This is a genomic window from Nocardia sp. CDC519, from assembly GCF_059509835.1.
In genome coordinates, this window is the sequence record NZ_CM183377.1 from 6,414,976 (window position 1) to 6,430,040 (window position 15,065).

Here is a 15,065-nt window from a genome sequence, read left to right on the forward strand (position 1 = left end):
CTGATCGCGTCGCCACGTTCCGGCCGATCGTCCGGAAGTCGATCACGCACGGGCACAGCGGTTTCGGCTCGGATACACCCTGCGGCGAACCCTCGCATCCACCAGTCCGGGCCGGAGGCTCTGGAACCGCTGGAGCCCGATCGCGGCTAGCGGGCGGTGGCCAGGCGCGGCGGGGTCTCGTCGTCCATGTCGGCGAAGAAACCGCCGATGACGTCTTCGATCTCGCTGATCGACTCGGCGCAGTAGAGGGTGGGTTGGTAGCGGGTGATGTCGTAGGTGGCGGTGCCCATGGCGGCTATGTCGAGGGGGCGGAGGTCGGCGTGGCGGAACTCTTCGATCTCGCCGTAGGAGGAGAGCAGGCCCGCGCCGTAGCAACGGATTTCGCCGTGTTCGCGCACTACGCCGAACTCCATGGAGAACCAGAAGACGTCGGCGAGGAACTTCAGGGCCTGCTGGGTTTCCAGGCGGGCGACCGCGGTGCCGACGGTTTCGTAGATGGCGGCGAAGCGGGGGCTCGCGATCTGGTTGGCGTGGCCGATCACCTCGTGGATGGCGTCGGGTTCGGGGGTGTAGAGCGGCGCCGAATGATGGCGGATGTATTGGGTGGCATGGAAGATCCGGTCGGCGAAGGAGCCGAAGAACTCACGCAGCGGCACCAGGCCGGCCGCGGGGACGTAGCGGAAACCGGTCAAAGGTCGCAGTGCGGCCGAAACTTCGTCCAGCTGCGGGATACGGTCGGTGGGCAGGGCCAGCCGCGACGCCGCCTCGAGGACCTCGGCGCAGGCGTATTCGCGGTGCTTGCGGGCGAGTTCGGCGGACACGATCCGCCAGACCTGCTGCTCGTCGTCGGTGTATTCGACCCGCGGCACGGCGCCGCCCGGCCGGTAGTCGAGCGCGAGCGCGGCGATCGCGTTGCGCCGGGCCCGGTACTCGGGGTCGTGGACGCCAGGGTGCTCATCGCTCAGGTGCACCGTCACGTCACCGTCACCGGTGCGAGTGACCGGCGAATAGAGCTGTGCTTCGGTGAACATACTTCGATGCAAGCACCACCAGGGCACACTGACAACGAACACACGCTCAACTGCGCAAACTGTCTACATTTACCGTCCTCGGACAGCAGATGCAGACACCGGGGACCGCGTGCGAGCCGTCTCGGCGGCGCCATTCACCGCACATTCGCTCGGTTCATGGCGCAAGATGGCGAATGTACGAAGGAGGACGCATGCCGACCGTGCGGATCGATCTCGACCAGAAACTGCTCGCCGCGGCGGGTGCCATCATGGGCACCTCGACCAGTGCGGCGACCATCAACGAAGCGCTGCGCCGCATAGTGGTGCACGAGCGGCAGCTGCGGCACCTGGAGAAGCTCGCCTCCGGTGCCGGGAGGTCCAGCGTGGATCTGGTCGTCGTCGACAGATAGACCCGCGGCGCAGGGCCGAAATCTGTCGGTGGGTGCTGGCATCATCCGGGGACGTCGAACATCCGGTGCCGCACCGAGGGGGAAAGATGCCGGTCCCGATCGCCCACCTGCCCACAGGTCAGCGTCCGCGTGAGCGGCTGGCCGCGCTCGGCCCGGCCGCACTCTCCGACTGCGAACTACTCGCCCTGCTACTGCGCAACGGCAGGCACGGCGAAAGTGCGCTGGAGATGGCGGCCGAGCTGCTCGCCGAACACGGCGGGATCGCCGGGCTGGCCGTGGCGCGCCCCGAGGAGCTCGCCATGCGCTGCGGGGTCGGTGCGGCGAAGGCCGCCTCGATCATCGCCGCCTTCCATCTGGCCAACCGGGCCAGGCACGGCACCACTACCGCATCCTGCCTGCGTGGCGCTGCCGATGTCGCTCGGATCGCGCAGCCGATGTTCGTCGGCGCGAGGGTGGAGCGGCTACTGGTGCTGGTGTGCGATGCGCGTAACCGCTTGCGCCAGCCGGTCTTCGTGGCCGAAGGCGCGATCGACCAGGTGGCGGTCCCGGTGCGGGAAATCCTGAATACCGTGTTGCGTCACGACGGCCGCGCATTCGCTCTCGCGCACAACCATCCTTCCGGCGATCCGTCGCCGAGCATCGATGATCGGCGCGCGAGCACCCTGCTGATCGAGGCGGCGCGCACGGTCGGCCTGCGCTTTCTCGACCACGTGGTCGTCGCGGGCGAGCAATGGCGCAGTGCCCCAGCGCTTCCGGAGCCCTGACATGCATCGGAGACGCCCCCGTCACGGAGCGACGGCGACCCCTGCCGCTTTCCGTCGTGCCGCGGCGATCCGTGCACCGATCACCCCGTGGCGCGGCGCGAACAGGTACACCGCCGCGAACGCGACGCCCTGGGTGACCACGATCATCCCGCCCGAGGCGGTATCGAGGTGGTAGCTCAGATACAGCCCGATCACCGCGCACACCGCCGAGACGGTCGGAGCGATGACGAGCATGCGCCCGAACCGGTCGGTCAGCAGGTACGCGGTGGCCCCGGGAATGATCAACATCGCCACCACCAGGATCACGCCGACCGCCTGCAACGCCACCACCGACGTCAACGCCAGCAGCCCGAGCAACCCGGCACCGAGCAGTCGTGGACTCATGCCGATGGCGTGGGCGTGGGTGGGATCGAAGGCGTAGAGCGTGAAGTCGCGTCGTTTGAGCACCAGCGCGGCGAAAACGATCGCGGCCAGGATCGCGATCTGCAGCAGATCCGAACGGCTCACGCCGAGCAGGTTGCCGAAAATGATGTGATTGAGGTCGGTTTGGCTCGGCGTCACCGATACCAGCACCAGACCGAAGGCGAAGAGCGTGGTGAACACGATGCCGATGGCGGCGTCTTCCTTCACCCGGCTGGTATCGCGCACCACGCCGATCAACGCCACCGCGAGGAAACCGAAGATCACCGCGCCCAGGGCGAACGGCGCGCCGACGATGTAGGCGAGCACCACGCCCGGCAGCACCGCGTGCGAGACCGCGTCGCCCATCAGCGACCAGCCGATCAGCACCAGCCAGCACGACAGCACCGCACAGACCACCGCCGCGATCACGCTGGTGGCCAGCGCGCGCACCATGAATTCGTAGCGCAGCGGGTCCACGAAGAAATCGACCAGTTCCATGGTGCTCACCGCTGTCCCATGACGTCGAGACCGAAAGCGAGAGCGAGGCTTTCCGGGCGCAGCGCCTCATCCGGATCGCCGTGCATCAGCACCTTCCGCATGAGCAGCACCGCTTCGTCGGCGAGCCCGGGCAGCGCGTGCAGGTCATGGGTCGACACCAGAACGGTCGCACCGTCGGCTGCCAGTTCCCGCAGCAGTCCGGTGATGGTGGCCTCCGAGCGCTTGTCGACGCCGGCGAACGGTTCGTCCAGCAGCAGCACGGTGGCGCCCTGGGCGATGCCACGGGCGACGAACGCGCGTTTGCGCTGGCCGCCGGAGAGCTGGCCGATCTGCCGGTCGGCGAGTTCGGTGAGTTCGACCCTTTCGAGCGCGTGGTCGACGGCCTCGCGATCACTGCGACGAGCCCGCCGGGTGAATCCCATTCGCCCGTAGCGTCCGGTGGCCACCACATCACGCACCGACAGCGGGAACGACCAGTCGACGTCCTCACTCTGCGGGACATAGCCCACCACGCCGGCTTTGCGGGCCGCCGCGGGTGTGCCGCCGTCGATCCGGACGGTACCGCGATCGGGGGCGATCAGGCCCATGATCGTCTTGAACAGCGTCGATTTGCCGGAGCCGTTCATGCCGATGAGCCCGCACACCCGCCCGGGTTCGACGGTCAGGTCGACGGCGTCGAGCGCGAGCACCGAGCCGTAATGGACCGTGACGTCCCGGACGTCGATGGCGGGTCGGTCGCTCATGGCTTGCTCCCGGTGAGTGCCGCGCCGATCAGGTCGGCGTCGTGGCGGATGAGTTCGAGGTAGGTCGGTACCGGGCCGTCGGGTGCGGACAGCGAATCCACGTACAGCACCCCGCCGAAGGTGGCGCCGGTGGCCTCGACGACGCGGCGCATCGGCGCGTCGGAGACGGTGGATTCGCAGAACACGGCGGGCACCTGATTGGCGCGGACGAACTCGATCGCCGAGGTGATCTGCTGCGGGGTGGCCTGCTGTTCGGCGTTGACCGGCCAGATGTATTTCTCGGTCAGGCCCGCGTCGCGGGCGAGGTAGGAGAACGCGCCCTCGCAGGTGACCAGCGCCCGCTGATGCTGCGGCAGCACACTCAGCTCGGCGACGAGCTCATCGTTGACCCGCTGCAACTCGGCCTTGTACGTATCGCCGTTGGCTCGGAAATCGGCGGCGTGGTCCGGATCGAGTTCGCTGAAGGCGGTGACCATGTTGTCGACGTAGGTGCGCACGTTCAGCGGCGACATCCAGGCGTGTGGATTGGGTTTGCCCTGGTAGGCGTCCTCGGTGATGCTCATCGGCGCGACACCCTCGCTGACGGTCACATGCGCCGCCTCGGAATCCTCGACGAACTGGCCGAACCACGCTTCCAGGTTCATCCCGTTGTCCAGGATCAGGTCGGCCTTCGCCGCCTTCTTGATGTCACCCGGCGTCGGTTCGTAGCCGTGGATCTCGGCGCCCGGCTTGGTGATCGATGCGACCGTCAGATGTTCGCCCGCCACATTCGCCGCGATGTCGGCGAGCACGGTGAAGGTGGTCAGCACCGTCGGCTTCCCGTCGTCGGCCTCGATCGCACCGCAGCCGGCGGACCCGATCGCCACGGCACATGCGGTGACCAACGCACCGATCCCCGCCAGACCACGAACACCACACAAGGAACGAACTCTCTCCACTACCAAATAGTAATGTTCGGGTACCCGAAACTTCAAGTTCGGGAAAAGGTAGCTGCCCGATGGCCCACCCGCCAGGCACGGTGAATGCCCTCGCGCCCGCTAGGCTCACCCGCGATGAACATGCGGGAACTTCGCCGCCGGTCCGCGGTGGCGGTAGCGGCAATGCTGACGGTCGGTGCGGTGGCGGCGGGCGGCCCTGCGGCGGCGGAGCCCGCCGGGACGACGGGCCCGACGACGACGCCGTTCACCACGCCGAACACCGACAATTGCGCCCAGCGCACCCTGCCGCCGCCGCCGATCGATCTGTCGGAGGTACCGGAGCCCGGGCAGCCGACGCCGAAGCCGCTGCCGGTGCCGGATCCGCCGATCGGCGGGAAGCGGATGGGCGAGTGCGGAGTGGTGGTGCCCGATGGTGCACCGCCCGTGCCCGCCGAGATCTCGGCGACGGCGTGGATGGTGTCGGATATGGACACCGGCGAGGTGCTGGCCGCCAAGGATCCGCACGGACGATACCGCCCGGCCAGCACGATCAAGGTGCTGCTGGCGACGGTCGCGTTGCGCACACTGGATCTGGATGCCGTCGTCACCGGCACACAGGCCGATGCCGACGTCGACGGCACCCGGGTCGGCATCGGTCCCGGCGGCCGCTACACCAACCGGCAGCTGATGCAGGCGCTGATCATGGCTTCCGGCAATGACGCCGCGCACGCGATCGCCGCCCAGCTCGGCGGTGACGACGCCGCTGTGGCGAAGATGAACGAGCTGGCGAAATCACTGCGCGCCCTCGACACCCGCGCCGCGACGCCGTCGGGGCTCGACGGCCCCGGCATGAGCACCTCGGCCTACGATCTGTCGCTGCTGTTCCGCGAAGCGATGACGATTCCGCTGTTCGCCGAGCTGATCCACACCGAGCAGATCGATTTCCCCGGTTACCCGGCCGACCCGCGCATCCCCGGCGACAAGGACCATCCCGGATTCCCGGTCGGCAATGACAACCATCTGCTCTACAACTACGAGGGCGCGCTCGGCGGTAAGACCGGCTTCACCGATGACGCCAGGCAGACCTTCGTCGCGGCGGCCGAGCGCGACGGCCGCAGGCTGATCGTCACCTTGCTCAAGGCCGACGTGCTGCCGATCCGGCCGTGGGAGCAGGCCGCGCGGCTGCTGGATTACGGGTTCGCGCTCGAATCCGGCGAGTCGGTGGGCAGCCTGCCCGGTGCGGACACCGAAAGCGCCCCGACGGGTGTCGCGCTCGCCGCGCCGCCGCAGGGTTCGGAGGTCGGGCACCTGGCGCAACCACCGGGCGGCCCGGACCGCGACGATCTACGGTGGGTGCTGGTTGTCGGCGGCTCGATCATGGTGCTGGTGCTGCTCGTCGGCGCCCGACGAATCACCCGGCGGCGCTGAACCTTTCGCCCACCCCGCCCCACTGCGTTCCGCCGCGGCCTCCGCCGACCGCCGACGCCGGACCCTACCGCCGGCGCCGCCGCAACAGCGAAAGCCCCAGCGCGGCAACCGCACCGGCCCCGAAATACGTCGCCCCGCTACCGAACCGCCCGGCATCCTGCATCCGCGGCCGGATCACCGCCGGCCCCGGCACCGGCACCTCGGCTTCGGGTTCGTTCTCCGCGGCGGTGGCGGCCCACGCGGTCGCGAACAGCACGATCCGATAGGTGATGTAGCTGAACACCATCAGACCGATCACCGAACCGAACGCCGCGCCGGCCGGGCTGCTCATCACCGATTGCAGATAGATCGAGGCGATCATCTTGAACACCTCGAACGCCACCGCGGCCAGCGCCGCCGCCTTGGCCGCGCTGGCCAGCGTGACCTTCTCCCTCGGCAATCGCGCGATCATCCACGCGAACACCGCCCAGGACGCCAGCAGCGCGAGCAGCGTCGACAACAGCCACAGCACGAACCGCGCACCGGGCACGTCCCGGAGCCCGACCAGCTCGAGCAGTTGCGCACCCAGCCCACTGGAGGCCAGGCCCGACAGACCGAGCGACACCACGAACGCCAGCGCCAGACCGATCAGCGCACCGAGGTCGTTGATCTTGGTGACGATCCAGTTGCCGTCCTCGGTCTTCTGCTCCCACTGCTCGGTCAACGCGGCGCGCAGGTTCGCCATCCAGCCCAGACCGGTGTACAGACCGGTCAGCAGGCCGAGGACGCCGACCGCGGTACGCGACCTGATGGCCTGGTCGATCAGGTCGTTGAGCTGTGTGCCCAGCTCACCGGGAATGTTCTCGACCACCCGCTGCTCGATCTCGTCGAGCAGTTCCGGGTTGCCCGCCAGCACGAAACCGGCCGCGGCGAAAGCCACCATGAGCAGCGGAAACAGCGACAGCACCGTGAAATAGGTGATGCCGGCGGCGAAGTAGTCACCGCGCTGACTCTGATACCGCCCACCGGCGCGAACCAGATGGTCCAGCCATGGCCGCGCCGCGACCTGCTGGGAAACCGCCGCTTTCACGTTGTCGATCAACTGCACCTGTCAGCCCCTCAGACGGACCCCGCAGTCGGCGAGCACGAGTCGAGCGGGTCAGAAACCCACTCGCTCGTAAACCTGTGCGAGGGTGTTGCCGGCGATCTCCCGCGCCCGTTCGGCACCCTTGGCGAGGATGCGGTCGAGTTCGCCCTGATCCGCGAGATACTCTTCCACCTTCGCCTGCAACGGCGTGACAAATTCGACCAGCGCGTCGGCGACGTCGGACTTCAGATCGCCGTAGCCCTTGCCCGCGTAATCCTTTTCCAAGGTGACGATCGGGGTCTCGGTGAGCGAGCTCAGGATCACCAACAGGTTGCTGACACCGGGCTTGGCTTCGGGGTCGTAGCGGATCTCGCGTTCGGTGTCGGTGACCGCGGAGCGGATCTTCTTGGCCGTCACCTTCGGATCGTCGAGCAGGTTGATCAGGCCGGCGTCGGAGGCGGCGGACTTGCTCATCTTCGCGGTCGGATCCTGCAGGTCGTAGATCTTGGCCGTGCCCTTGACGATATGCGCCTCGGGGACCACGAAGGTCTTCTTGAACCGAGTGTTGAACCGCTGGGCCAGGTTCCGGGTCAGCTCCAGATGCTGGCGCTGATCCTCCCCCACCGGCACCTGGTGCGGGCGGTAGAGCAGGATGTCGGCGGCCATCAACACCGGGTAGGTGAACAGCCCGACGGTCGCGTTCTCCGCGCCCTGTTTGACCGACTTGTCCTTGAACTGGGTCATCCGGCTCGCCTCACCGAAACCGGTGAGGCAGCTCAGCACCCAGGTCAGCTCCGCGTGCTCGGGCACCTGGCTCTGCACGAACAGCGTCGAGCGGGCCGGGTCGATGCCGATGGCCAGCAGCTGGGCGACGGCCCGGCGGGTACGCGAGCGCAGCTCCTTCGGATCCTGCGGGACCGTGATGGCGTGCATGTTCGGGATGAAGTACAGCGCGTCGTACTCGTCCTGCATCGTCACCCAGTACTGCAGCGCACCGAGGTAGTTCCCGAGATGGAACGAGGAGCTGGTGGGCTGGATCCCGGACAGGACCCGCTGTTTGCGTTCACCGGCGGCGACGGGGCTGGAAGCAGGACTGGACATGCCCCGATCTTCGCATGCCGCCCTCCGCCGGATCGAACCCGTTTCCCGGCGGCCGGGGACCGCGGCCCCGACCCCGCCGTGGCCGCCTCACCCTATGATCGAATTCGTGACTGCGCAGCGGACCTACGGCGGGATCTCCGCGGACGAGCGCCGCGCGCAGCGACGTGCGGCGCTGCTGGAGGCCGCGCTGGAGATCATCGGCACCCAGGGCCTCGGCAAGCTCACCGTCTCCGGTCTGTGCAACCGCGCCGGCCTCAACGAGCGCTACTACTACGAGAGCTTCGACAGCCGCGACGCGGTGCTGACCGCGCTGATCGATGGCATCGCCGAGGAACTGGCGACGGTGATCGTCGCGGCTCTGCACGCCGCGCCCGCCGACACCCGGTCCAAGGCGCATGCGGCGATCACCGCCGGGATCCATCTACTCACCGACGACCCGCGCAAGGCGGAGGTGGCGCTGGTGGCGGGTATGGCGACCCCGGAGCTGCGGGCCCGCACCACCGAGACGGTGCGGGTGTTCGCACGGCTGGTCGCCACCGAGGGCGTCGAGTTCTACGGCATCACCGATCCGGAGCCGGATCCGGTGATCGATTTCCGCGCCACCTACCTGGTCGGCGGCCTGGTCCAAACCCTCACCGGCTGGCTGCGCGGCGATCTGCCGATCAGCCGCGACGAGCTGATCGAGCACACCACCGACGTGTTCGTGCTGCTGGGCGAGGATCTGGCGCACCGGCTGGGCTGACCGGCGAGCTCGTCACAGGTGCAGCCCGATCGTCGGCACACCCTCCGATTCACCCTGGAGGACCACCCGGAAAACGATCTCGCGCCGCCACCAGTAATCGGCCGTCTCGCTCAGCGCCTCGGCGAGCCACGCCCGCTCCTGCGGAGTATCGGCGAGCAGCTGATCGGCGTCGCGGATCACCACCACGTAGCCTTCGGCCGAGCCGAGACAGTCGTCGAGATCGCGCAGGCAGTCATCGAAGGCGTCCTTGTTGCCGCCGAAGTAGTACGGGAATTGCAGCGCCGCCGCGAACTCGTCGAGCACCCCGGCCACCGTCCGCATCTTCTTGCCGCGCAGCTCCCGTACCCGGTACCCGGACGGCGCCTGATGACGGACCCCGCTGAACTCCGGCGCCCCCACATCGAGGGCGCCGAACACCGGCGCGGGCTCACGCATTGCCGGCGCGGGCGACAGCTGCGGAGTCAGGAACTGCGATAACGCGATGGTCATCAGCGCATCCTCGTGAACGTCTCGTAGTGGTCACCGGTATACCAGGCCGAGCCGTCACTTCCGGTGACGATGCGTTCGGCGTCGCGGGAGCGGCCGGGTTGCTTGGGGTTGACGTCCCATTCCTGATAGGTGATCGCCTTACCGTCGGCGTCCTTCGCGGGCAGGTCGCCGCCACGGTTGTAGAACCTGTCCCCACCTTTGGTGCCCGGCGAGTTGGCCGAGCCGGGCCAGCGTCCCGCGTCGATCTCCCGCAACGTGGCGTAGGCGCGGTCGGGGACCCCGGGCGCCTTGGAGACGACCGGTGCGGTGGATCCGGTGCCGCGCGGCATGCCGTCGGTGGTCGGCGCGCTGGTGGTGGCGGCCTTGGTCGAGGTGACCGAGCTGCCCGCGCTCTTGTCGTCGCCGCCCTGGGTGGCCAGCAGTGCGACGACGACAGCGACCACCACCGTTCCCAGCACGGACAGGATCCGGAGGACCTTCGCTTTCACAACTCCTGCTTTCGTCGGTACCGATCGTGTGTGCGCGGTGATACCAGGTGGTGATGTCGTCAGCGGTACTGGACGGTGACCGGTGCGTGATCGGACCAGCGCTGGTCGTAGGCGTCGGCGCGTTCGACGATCGCCTGTTTGGCGCGTTCGGCCAGATCCGCGGTGGCGAGCTGATAATCGATGCGCCAGCCTGCGTCGTTGTCGAAGGCGCGACCGCGGTAGGACCACCAGCTGTAGGGGCCGTCGCCTTCCGGATGCAGGGCGCGCACCACGTCGACGTAGCCCGCCGCCAATTGCGCGTCGAGCCACGCGCGTTCCTCGGGCAGGAAGCCGGCGTTCTTCAGGTTGCCCTTCCAGTTCTTGATGTCGCGTTCGGTGTGCGCGATATTCCAGTCCCCCGCGATCACGTAGTTGCCGGTCTTGGTGCGCAGATGGGCCGCGATCTCGGCCAGGAACCGGTACTTCTCGTCCTGTCGCTCGGTGCCCGCCTCACCGGTGTGGACATACACGCTGGCCACGGTGACCTCGTCGAAGTCGACCTCGATGAATCGTCCGGTCGCCGCGAACTCGCTCGCCGGCGTAATCGCGGTGCGCACCGCGATCGGCGCCCGCCGCGACAGCACGCCCACCCCGGCCCTGCCCTTGGCTCCGGGTTCGGCGTGCGAGAGCTGCCAGCCCTGCTCGATGGCCGGTGCCAGCGCGGCCGCGACCTGCTCATCGGTGGCGCGGGTCTCCTGCAAACAGACGATGTCGGCCTCGGTGACCGCGAGCCAGGCGAGCAGACCTTTGCCCGCGGCGGCGCGCACGCCGTTGACGTTCACTGTCGAGATGATGTGGGGCACCCGACGACCGTACAATGCACATCATCGACCCTGCCCAAGGCCCATTGCGCCAGGAAGGGGTGATGACGATGACGTCAGGCACCTCCACGTCCACTTCCGCACTCGTGCCCGTCAAGGCGCTGCATGTCGGGTCCGGCGACCCGGTGCTGCTGCTGCACGGATTCATGCTCTCCCCGCATTGCTGGGAGCAGGTCGCGGCCCGATTGTCCTCGAACTGCGAGGTATTCGCGCCCGCGTTCCTCGGACACTGGGGCGGGCCCGAATACCCCGGCGGCAGGCTGGGATTTCGCGATTTCGCCGATCAGATCGAGGCCCAGCTGGACGAACTCGGTTGGCGCACCTGCCATATCGCCGGAAACTCACTGGGAGCCTGGGTGGGTTTCGAGCTGGCGCGCCGCGGCCGGGCCCGTACGCTCACCGCGATCGCGCCTGCCGGTGGCTGGGATTCCCCCTCGTTCACCCAGATTCGGGTCGGGTTGAAGTTCGCCTCGCTGATTCCGCTGGTGCAGCTCGGTAAGCGGCTGGGCGATTTCCCGGCACACAATCGGCTCATCCAGCTGGCCGTGGCCCTGCTGCTGAGCAAGAACGTCACCGCTGTGCCGCGCACCGATCTCGCCGCCATGATCACCGCCGCCCTGCACTGTCCGGCGATGGTGCCGATGATCCTCGGCAGTCTGCGCGCCTCGGCGATGGACGACGTCTCGACGATGACGACCCCGGTGCGGCTGCTGCTGGCCGAAACCGACCGCATTATCCCCAACCGCGTCTACGCCCGCCGCTACCTCCGCCAGCTCCCCGCCTCCGCCGACCGCATCATCGTCAACGGTGTCGGCCACGTACCCATGCTCGAAGCCCCCGACCGCATCGCCACCCTCATCGCCGAGCACATCTACGCCAGCCGCAGCCACCTGCGGGCGGTGTGAAGCCGGCGAGCGTCACCTCAGCGAGGCGTTTCGCGAGTAGGCCGGTAGCACCCCGGTAACCGGCTATCTGGTGAGGTCGGAGATCTGGGCGACCAGGTGCCAGGGGCGGGTGGTGTCGGTGGTGGCCTTGCCGCTGGTGAGGATGGCGCCGGAGAGGGCGCGGGCGGAGTCGGCCCAGCCGTATTGGGTGGTCAGACCGCTGCGGCCGAAATGGGATTGCGTGTCGCGGCCGAATTTCGAGCGCCGGGCGCCGAGCTCGAATCCGGCCCGTGAGACCCGCCCTGCCGCTCCCGGCATGCGGTGCGCGGGCTGTACGGCATCGCGCAGTGTGGTGGGTTCGATGATGCGGACGCCGTCGAGTTCGCCGCCGCGGGCGAGGATTTCGTAGAAGCGGGAAAGCTCGTAGGCCGTGGTGACCAGGTTGCCGGAGGGCAGTTCGGCGGTGAGGAAGGCCGCATTGGCCTCCTCGGACCTCGATGCGCTGCCCATGCCGCCGCCGAGCGCCTTGCGCGCCAGAAACTTCGAGATCCGCGACGGCCCCGGCCCGGTCTTCACACTGGGCACGACCTTGCCGACATCCTCGGGGCGTACGCCGAAGTTGTTCCACCGGAAACCCAGTGGGTCCAAGACCTGCTCGGCGAGATGTTCGCGCATCGATTGTCCGGTGGCCCGGCGCACCAGCAGGCGCTGGATCAATCCACTGGTCAGCGCGTGGTAGACGCGGAAGCGGCCGGGACGCCAGCTCGGCACCAGATCGGCGAGCGCCCGCACGGCCAGGTCCTCGTCGATCACCACGTCGAGGGCACGGTAGGGCGGTGTCATGAACGGCACGCCCGCCGAATGGGAGAGCACGTCGCCGATGGTGATGGATTCCTTGCCGTTGGCCGCGAATTCCGGAATGTATTCGCACACCCGGTCGTTCACGCCGAACGCGCCCTGCTCGATGAGCATGAACATCAGCGTCGCGGATACGCCCTTGGCGGTGGAGAATCCGCAGAACGGGGTGTCCGGGGTGGCGAGAATCTTCTCGGCGTCCGGTCCGTCGTCCGGCGCGTTGCCCCAGCCGTGCCCGATGGTCCGGTTCAGCACGATCGCGCCGTTGTGCCGCACACACACCTGAATCGCCGGGGTGGTGCCCATCCGGTACCAGTCCTGCACCGAGGCCCATATCGCCTCGACGTCCGCGCGCGCGAGCTTCGCGGCCGCCGGATCGTCTTCGTAACCGCGCGTGGTCACGGCCTCCAGATCGTCGCCGACGGTGATCAGAGCGCCAGGTAGTGCCGTCATTCGCCCGAGCCTAACCACCCACCCTGATAGGCGGCTGAGCTGCGCTGAGAGCGAGCGAAGAATGGGCGCCGGGCTCAGCCGACGAGCTCGGAGGCAGCGGTGGCCAGCGCGATCACATCGGCCTGGCAGATGGCTGGATCGGCGGCGGGATCGCGGCCCCAGGACAGGTCGATGTACGCCGTGCCCTGGTCCAGGAAGACACCACATTCCGGCTTGCGGGTGGATTGGCAGAAGGCCGCACGCTGGGCGTTCCCGATCGCCGGTGCGGGTTCGCCCGGGCACAGCATCATCATGTTGGTGAAGCCCGCGTCGACCAGCGGCTCCGTCGGATAGCGCAGGACACCGGCCTCCACGTCCACGGTCCCCGACTTCCAGGCGCAGACCCGGTAGACGCCACGGTTGTTGTAACCACCCGGGTCGTGGTCGGTCTGGGTGCCGCCGGTCAGCTCCGGACGTCCGAGCCGATCGGCGATGGCGTCGCATGTGGGCAGCCCGGCGAGATCGGGGCGTGCGGGTTCGATGGCCGTGGTGGTGGCCGTCGTCGTCGAGCTCACCGGTGGTGTCGGCGGAATGCCCTCGTCGCCTTCACATGCCGCGATGACAAGTGTCGCTGCCCCGATAACGGCAGCGGACATGAACTTACGCGGTGATCGCACCCGCACAGCGCCCCCTCGAACTCGAACTCGGTGTATCAGCGTAGCCAGGTCCCGTGGCGGGGACGATTCGGGAGTGCGTCGGCAGATCACGGGCTCGTCTCGGGATTGTGAAACGCCAGCGATTCATAGTTGTCCGGCGTTACCGTCCGATCATGAAGCGCTCCATCGCAGGCGTTGCTCTCGGCGTCGCCGTCACCCTCATCGTTCCGCTGCCTGCACTGGCCGATACCGGTTCGTCCATTCTGCCCGGTGGTACCGGTTCGTCGTCGGGGTCCGCGAAATCCGGTTCCGCGTCCGGGTCGGCGAAGTCGGGTTCGGCTTCCGGGTCAGCGAAGTCCGGATCATCCTCGGGCTCAGGAAAATCCGGGTCGTCCTCGGGCTCGGGGAAATCCGGTTCGGCGTCGGGATCGAGCGATTCCGGTTCGGCGTCCGATGACGACACGGGCTCGTCTTCACGCTCCGACAACGACACCGGCTCGTCATCCCGTTCGGATGACGACCGTGAATCGCCCGCGCGCACGCCCAACCCCCGCTCACGTTCCGGCGGTAGCGAAACCCCCACGGACTCCGCGGATTCCGGCGCACCCTCCGGCTCCGGCGGCGCGCTCCCGTCGTATGAGCAATGGATCGGCGAAGTGCAGACCGTGGTCGATCAGGCCCGCGACGCGCTCGCGCAGCGCCTGCCCGGCACCACCCGTCCCGCCATCGTGCTCGATATCGACAACACCTCGCTGGAGACGCAGTACCACCCGGGCATCATCATCCCGGCCATCGACCCGGTGCTGCGGCTGGCGAGCTGGGCGAAGGGGCAGGGTGCGGCGATCATCTTCGTGACCGGCCGCCCGGAGTTGGTGAACGGCTATACCCAGCACAATCTCAGCAGCGTCGGCTACCCGGTCGACGGTCTCTACGGCAGCCCGCTCACCACGCTGTCGGCCGGTTCGGCCGGGCTCGAGCAGTACAAGAGCGGCGCGCGGATCGATATCGAATCGGCGGGCTACACGATCATCGCCAATATCGGCAACAGCCCGTCCGATCTCGCGGGCGGGCATGCGGAGCTGACGTTCAAACTCCCCGACTACGACGGCGCCCTGAGCTGATCCCCGGTTCCCGGAGCGCGGCGGCCGCGGCGGCAAGTGCTCTCCCACGGTGGGGTGCTGCGGTTGGCGCCGGCGGTCGAGCTGTAGCCGGCGATCGCGCTCGGCCCGTCGACCGTCCGCACCCTCGCCGCCGCGCAACGAGCGCCTCAGGACCAGGTAGGTCTGCGACAGCAGAATGCCGCCCACCGGTTGCGGTGGG

At 68.2% G+C, this 15,065-nt stretch carries 18 protein-coding genes; 6 read left to right on the top strand and 12 right to left on the bottom strand.

What is annotated here, in order from left to right; translation table 11 throughout:
* Positions 1–146: 146 nt before the first annotated feature.
* Entirely contained in the window at positions 147–1,031 is an 885-nt protein-coding gene (locus AC5W7N_RS29490; RefSeq protein WP_163817100.1) for a phenylalanine 4-monooxygenase, read from the bottom strand.
* A 191-nt stretch (positions 1,032–1,222) separates the two neighbouring features.
* Between AC5W7N_RS29490 and AC5W7N_RS29495 the strand changes: the two genes are divergently transcribed.
* Both AC5W7N_RS29495 and AC5W7N_RS29500 read left to right on the top strand, forming a co-directional pair.
* On the top strand, positions 1,223–1,420 hold the full coding sequence (locus tag AC5W7N_RS29495; protein ID WP_194991336.1) for a type II toxin-antitoxin system VapB family antitoxin: 198 nt from the start codon (positions 1,223–1,225) through the stop codon (positions 1,418–1,420).
* Positions 1,421–1,506: 86 nt separating this feature from the next.
* Positions 1,507–2,184, top strand: coding sequence for a JAB domain-containing protein (locus AC5W7N_RS29500; protein WP_490725543.1), 678 nt, complete (start codon positions 1,507–1,509; stop codon positions 2,182–2,184).
* A gap of 21 nt (positions 2,185–2,205) precedes the next feature.
* On the opposite strand, the gene AC5W7N_RS29505 is transcribed toward AC5W7N_RS29500, so the two are convergent.
* The 3 genes from AC5W7N_RS29505 to AC5W7N_RS29515 are packed head-to-tail and all read right to left on the bottom strand — an operon-like array spanning position 2,206 to position 4,693.
* Positions 2,206–3,084 carry a metal ABC transporter permease gene (locus AC5W7N_RS29505; RefSeq protein WP_490725582.1) on the bottom strand — a complete coding sequence of 293 codons (879 nt, stop codon included), beginning with the start codon at positions 3,082–3,084 and terminating at the stop codon, positions 2,206–2,208.
* Positions 3,085–3,089: 5 nt separating this feature from the next.
* Positions 3,090–3,827 carry a metal ABC transporter ATP-binding protein gene (locus AC5W7N_RS29510; protein ID WP_490725542.1) on the bottom strand — a complete coding sequence of 246 codons (738 nt, stop codon included), beginning with the start codon at positions 3,825–3,827 and terminating at the stop codon, positions 3,090–3,092.
* Entirely contained in the window at positions 3,824–4,693 is an 870-nt protein-coding gene (locus AC5W7N_RS29515) for a metal ABC transporter solute-binding protein, Zn/Mn family (protein WP_280210980.1), read from the bottom strand. Before AC5W7N_RS29515 ends, AC5W7N_RS29510 begins: the two co-directional genes overlap by 4 nt.
* Positions 4,694–4,879: 186 nt before the next feature.
* Here AC5W7N_RS29515 and AC5W7N_RS29520 point away from each other — a divergent pair, with 186 nt between their 5' ends.
* Entirely contained in the window at positions 4,880–6,172 is a 1,293-nt protein-coding gene (locus AC5W7N_RS29520; protein WP_490725541.1) for a D-alanyl-D-alanine carboxypeptidase family protein, read from the top strand.
* Positions 6,173–6,236: 64 nt separating this feature from the next.
* On the opposite strand, the gene yhjD is transcribed toward AC5W7N_RS29520, so the two are convergent.
* Together yhjD and trpS are read right to left on the bottom strand one after the other, a co-directional pair.
* Positions 6,237–7,259 carry an inner membrane protein YhjD gene (gene yhjD, locus AC5W7N_RS29525; protein ID WP_194991334.1) on the bottom strand — a complete coding sequence of 341 codons (1,023 nt, stop codon included), beginning with the start codon at positions 7,257–7,259 and terminating at the stop codon, positions 6,237–6,239.
* Between the two features lie 51 nt (positions 7,260–7,310).
* Positions 7,311–8,339, bottom strand: a complete 1,029-nt coding sequence (trpS, locus tag AC5W7N_RS29530; RefSeq protein ID WP_163817091.1) for a tryptophan--tRNA ligase — start codon at positions 8,337–8,339, stop codon at positions 7,311–7,313.
* Between the two features lie 106 nt (positions 8,340–8,445).
* On the opposite strand from trpS, the gene AC5W7N_RS29535 reads away from it, so the two are divergent.
* Positions 8,446–9,081 (top strand): TetR/AcrR family transcriptional regulator, encoded by a 636-nt coding sequence (locus AC5W7N_RS29535; RefSeq protein ID WP_280210967.1) that lies wholly within the window; start codon positions 8,446–8,448, stop codon positions 9,079–9,081.
* Positions 9,082–9,093: 12 nt separating this feature from the next.
* Here the strand turns inward: AC5W7N_RS29535 and AC5W7N_RS29540 are convergent, their stop codons facing one another.
* The 3 genes from AC5W7N_RS29540 to AC5W7N_RS29550 are packed head-to-tail and all read right to left on the bottom strand — an operon-like array spanning position 9,094 to position 10,900.
* A complete protein-coding gene (locus tag AC5W7N_RS29540) occupies positions 9,094–9,570 on the bottom strand; it encodes a barstar family protein (protein ID WP_490725540.1) in 477 nt (158 codons plus the stop codon).
* Positions 9,570–10,058 carry a guanyl-specific ribonuclease gene (locus AC5W7N_RS29545; protein WP_195020675.1) on the bottom strand — a complete coding sequence of 163 codons (489 nt, stop codon included), beginning with the start codon at positions 10,056–10,058 and terminating at the stop codon, positions 9,570–9,572. The genes AC5W7N_RS29540 and AC5W7N_RS29545 overlap by 1 nt, the downstream gene beginning before the upstream one ends.
* Before the next feature lie 59 nt (positions 10,059–10,117).
* The gene (locus AC5W7N_RS29550; protein ID WP_194992977.1) at positions 10,118–10,900 is read right to left on the bottom strand and encodes an exodeoxyribonuclease III; all 783 of its coding nucleotides are present in this window, start codon (positions 10,898–10,900) and stop codon (positions 10,118–10,120) included.
* Positions 10,901–10,962: 62 nt separating this feature from the next.
* Between AC5W7N_RS29550 and AC5W7N_RS29555 the strand changes: the two genes are divergently transcribed.
* A complete protein-coding gene (locus AC5W7N_RS29555) occupies positions 10,963–11,823 on the top strand; it encodes an epoxide hydrolase EphH (protein WP_256673538.1) in 861 nt (286 codons plus the stop codon).
* A 63-nt stretch (positions 11,824–11,886) separates the two neighbouring features.
* On the opposite strand, the gene AC5W7N_RS29560 is transcribed toward AC5W7N_RS29555, so the two are convergent.
* From AC5W7N_RS29560 to AC5W7N_RS29570, 3 genes are all read right to left on the bottom strand, one after another.
* Positions 11,887–13,110: a serine hydrolase gene (locus AC5W7N_RS29560; protein WP_194991464.1), complete on the bottom strand. Its 1,224-nt coding sequence runs from the start codon at positions 13,108–13,110 to the stop codon at positions 11,887–11,889.
* Positions 13,111–13,184: 74 nt separating this feature from the next.
* Positions 13,185–13,745 carry a hypothetical protein gene (locus AC5W7N_RS29565; RefSeq protein ID WP_490725538.1) on the bottom strand — a complete coding sequence of 187 codons (561 nt, stop codon included), beginning with the start codon at positions 13,743–13,745 and terminating at the stop codon, positions 13,185–13,187.
* Between the two features lie 160 nt (positions 13,746–13,905).
* Entirely contained in the window at positions 13,906–14,238 is a 333-nt protein-coding gene (locus AC5W7N_RS29570) for a hypothetical protein (protein ID WP_194991462.1), read from the bottom strand.
* 163 nt (positions 14,239–14,401) lie between these two features.
* Between AC5W7N_RS29570 and AC5W7N_RS29575 the strand changes: the two genes are divergently transcribed.
* Entirely contained in the window at positions 14,402–14,866 is a 465-nt protein-coding gene (locus tag AC5W7N_RS29575) for an HAD family acid phosphatase (protein ID WP_490725537.1), read from the top strand.
* The last annotated feature ends 199 nt before the right edge of the window (positions 14,867–15,065 follow it).

Bases quoted from the DNA above. Each gene is read 5' to 3' on its own strand.
- AC5W7N_RS29490 (WP_163817100.1), bottom strand. From the start codon at position 1,031: ATGTTCACCGAAGCACAGCTCTATTCGCCGGTCACTCGCACCGGTGAC.
- AC5W7N_RS29495 (WP_194991336.1), top strand. From the start codon at position 1,223: ATGCCGACCGTGCGGATCGATCTCGACCAGAAACTGCTCGCCGCGGCG.
- AC5W7N_RS29500 (WP_490725543.1), top strand. From the start codon at position 1,507: ATGCCGGTCCCGATCGCCCACCTGCCCACAGGTCAGCGTCCGCGTGAG.
- AC5W7N_RS29505 (WP_490725582.1), bottom strand. From the start codon at position 3,084: ATGGAACTGGTCGATTTCTTCGTGGACCCGCTGCGCTACGAATTCATG.
- AC5W7N_RS29510 (WP_490725542.1), bottom strand. From the start codon at position 3,827: ATGAGCGACCGACCCGCCATCGACGTCCGGGACGTCACGGTCCATTAC.
- AC5W7N_RS29520 (WP_490725541.1), top strand. From the start codon at position 4,880: ATGAACATGCGGGAACTTCGCCGCCGGTCCGCGGTGGCGGTAGCGGCA.
- trpS (WP_163817091.1), bottom strand. From the start codon at position 8,339: ATGTCCAGTCCTGCTTCCAGCCCCGTCGCCGCCGGTGAACGCAAACAG.
- AC5W7N_RS29540 (WP_490725540.1), bottom strand. From the start codon at position 9,570: ATGACCATCGCGTTATCGCAGTTCCTGACTCCGCAGCTGTCGCCCGCG.
- AC5W7N_RS29555 (WP_256673538.1), top strand. From the start codon at position 10,963: ATGACGATGACGTCAGGCACCTCCACGTCCACTTCCGCACTCGTGCCC.
- AC5W7N_RS29560 (WP_194991464.1), bottom strand. From the start codon at position 13,110: ATGACGGCACTACCTGGCGCTCTGATCACCGTCGGCGACGATCTGGAG.
- AC5W7N_RS29565 (WP_490725538.1), bottom strand. From the start codon at position 13,745: ATGTCCGCTGCCGTTATCGGGGCAGCGACACTTGTCATCGCGGCATGT.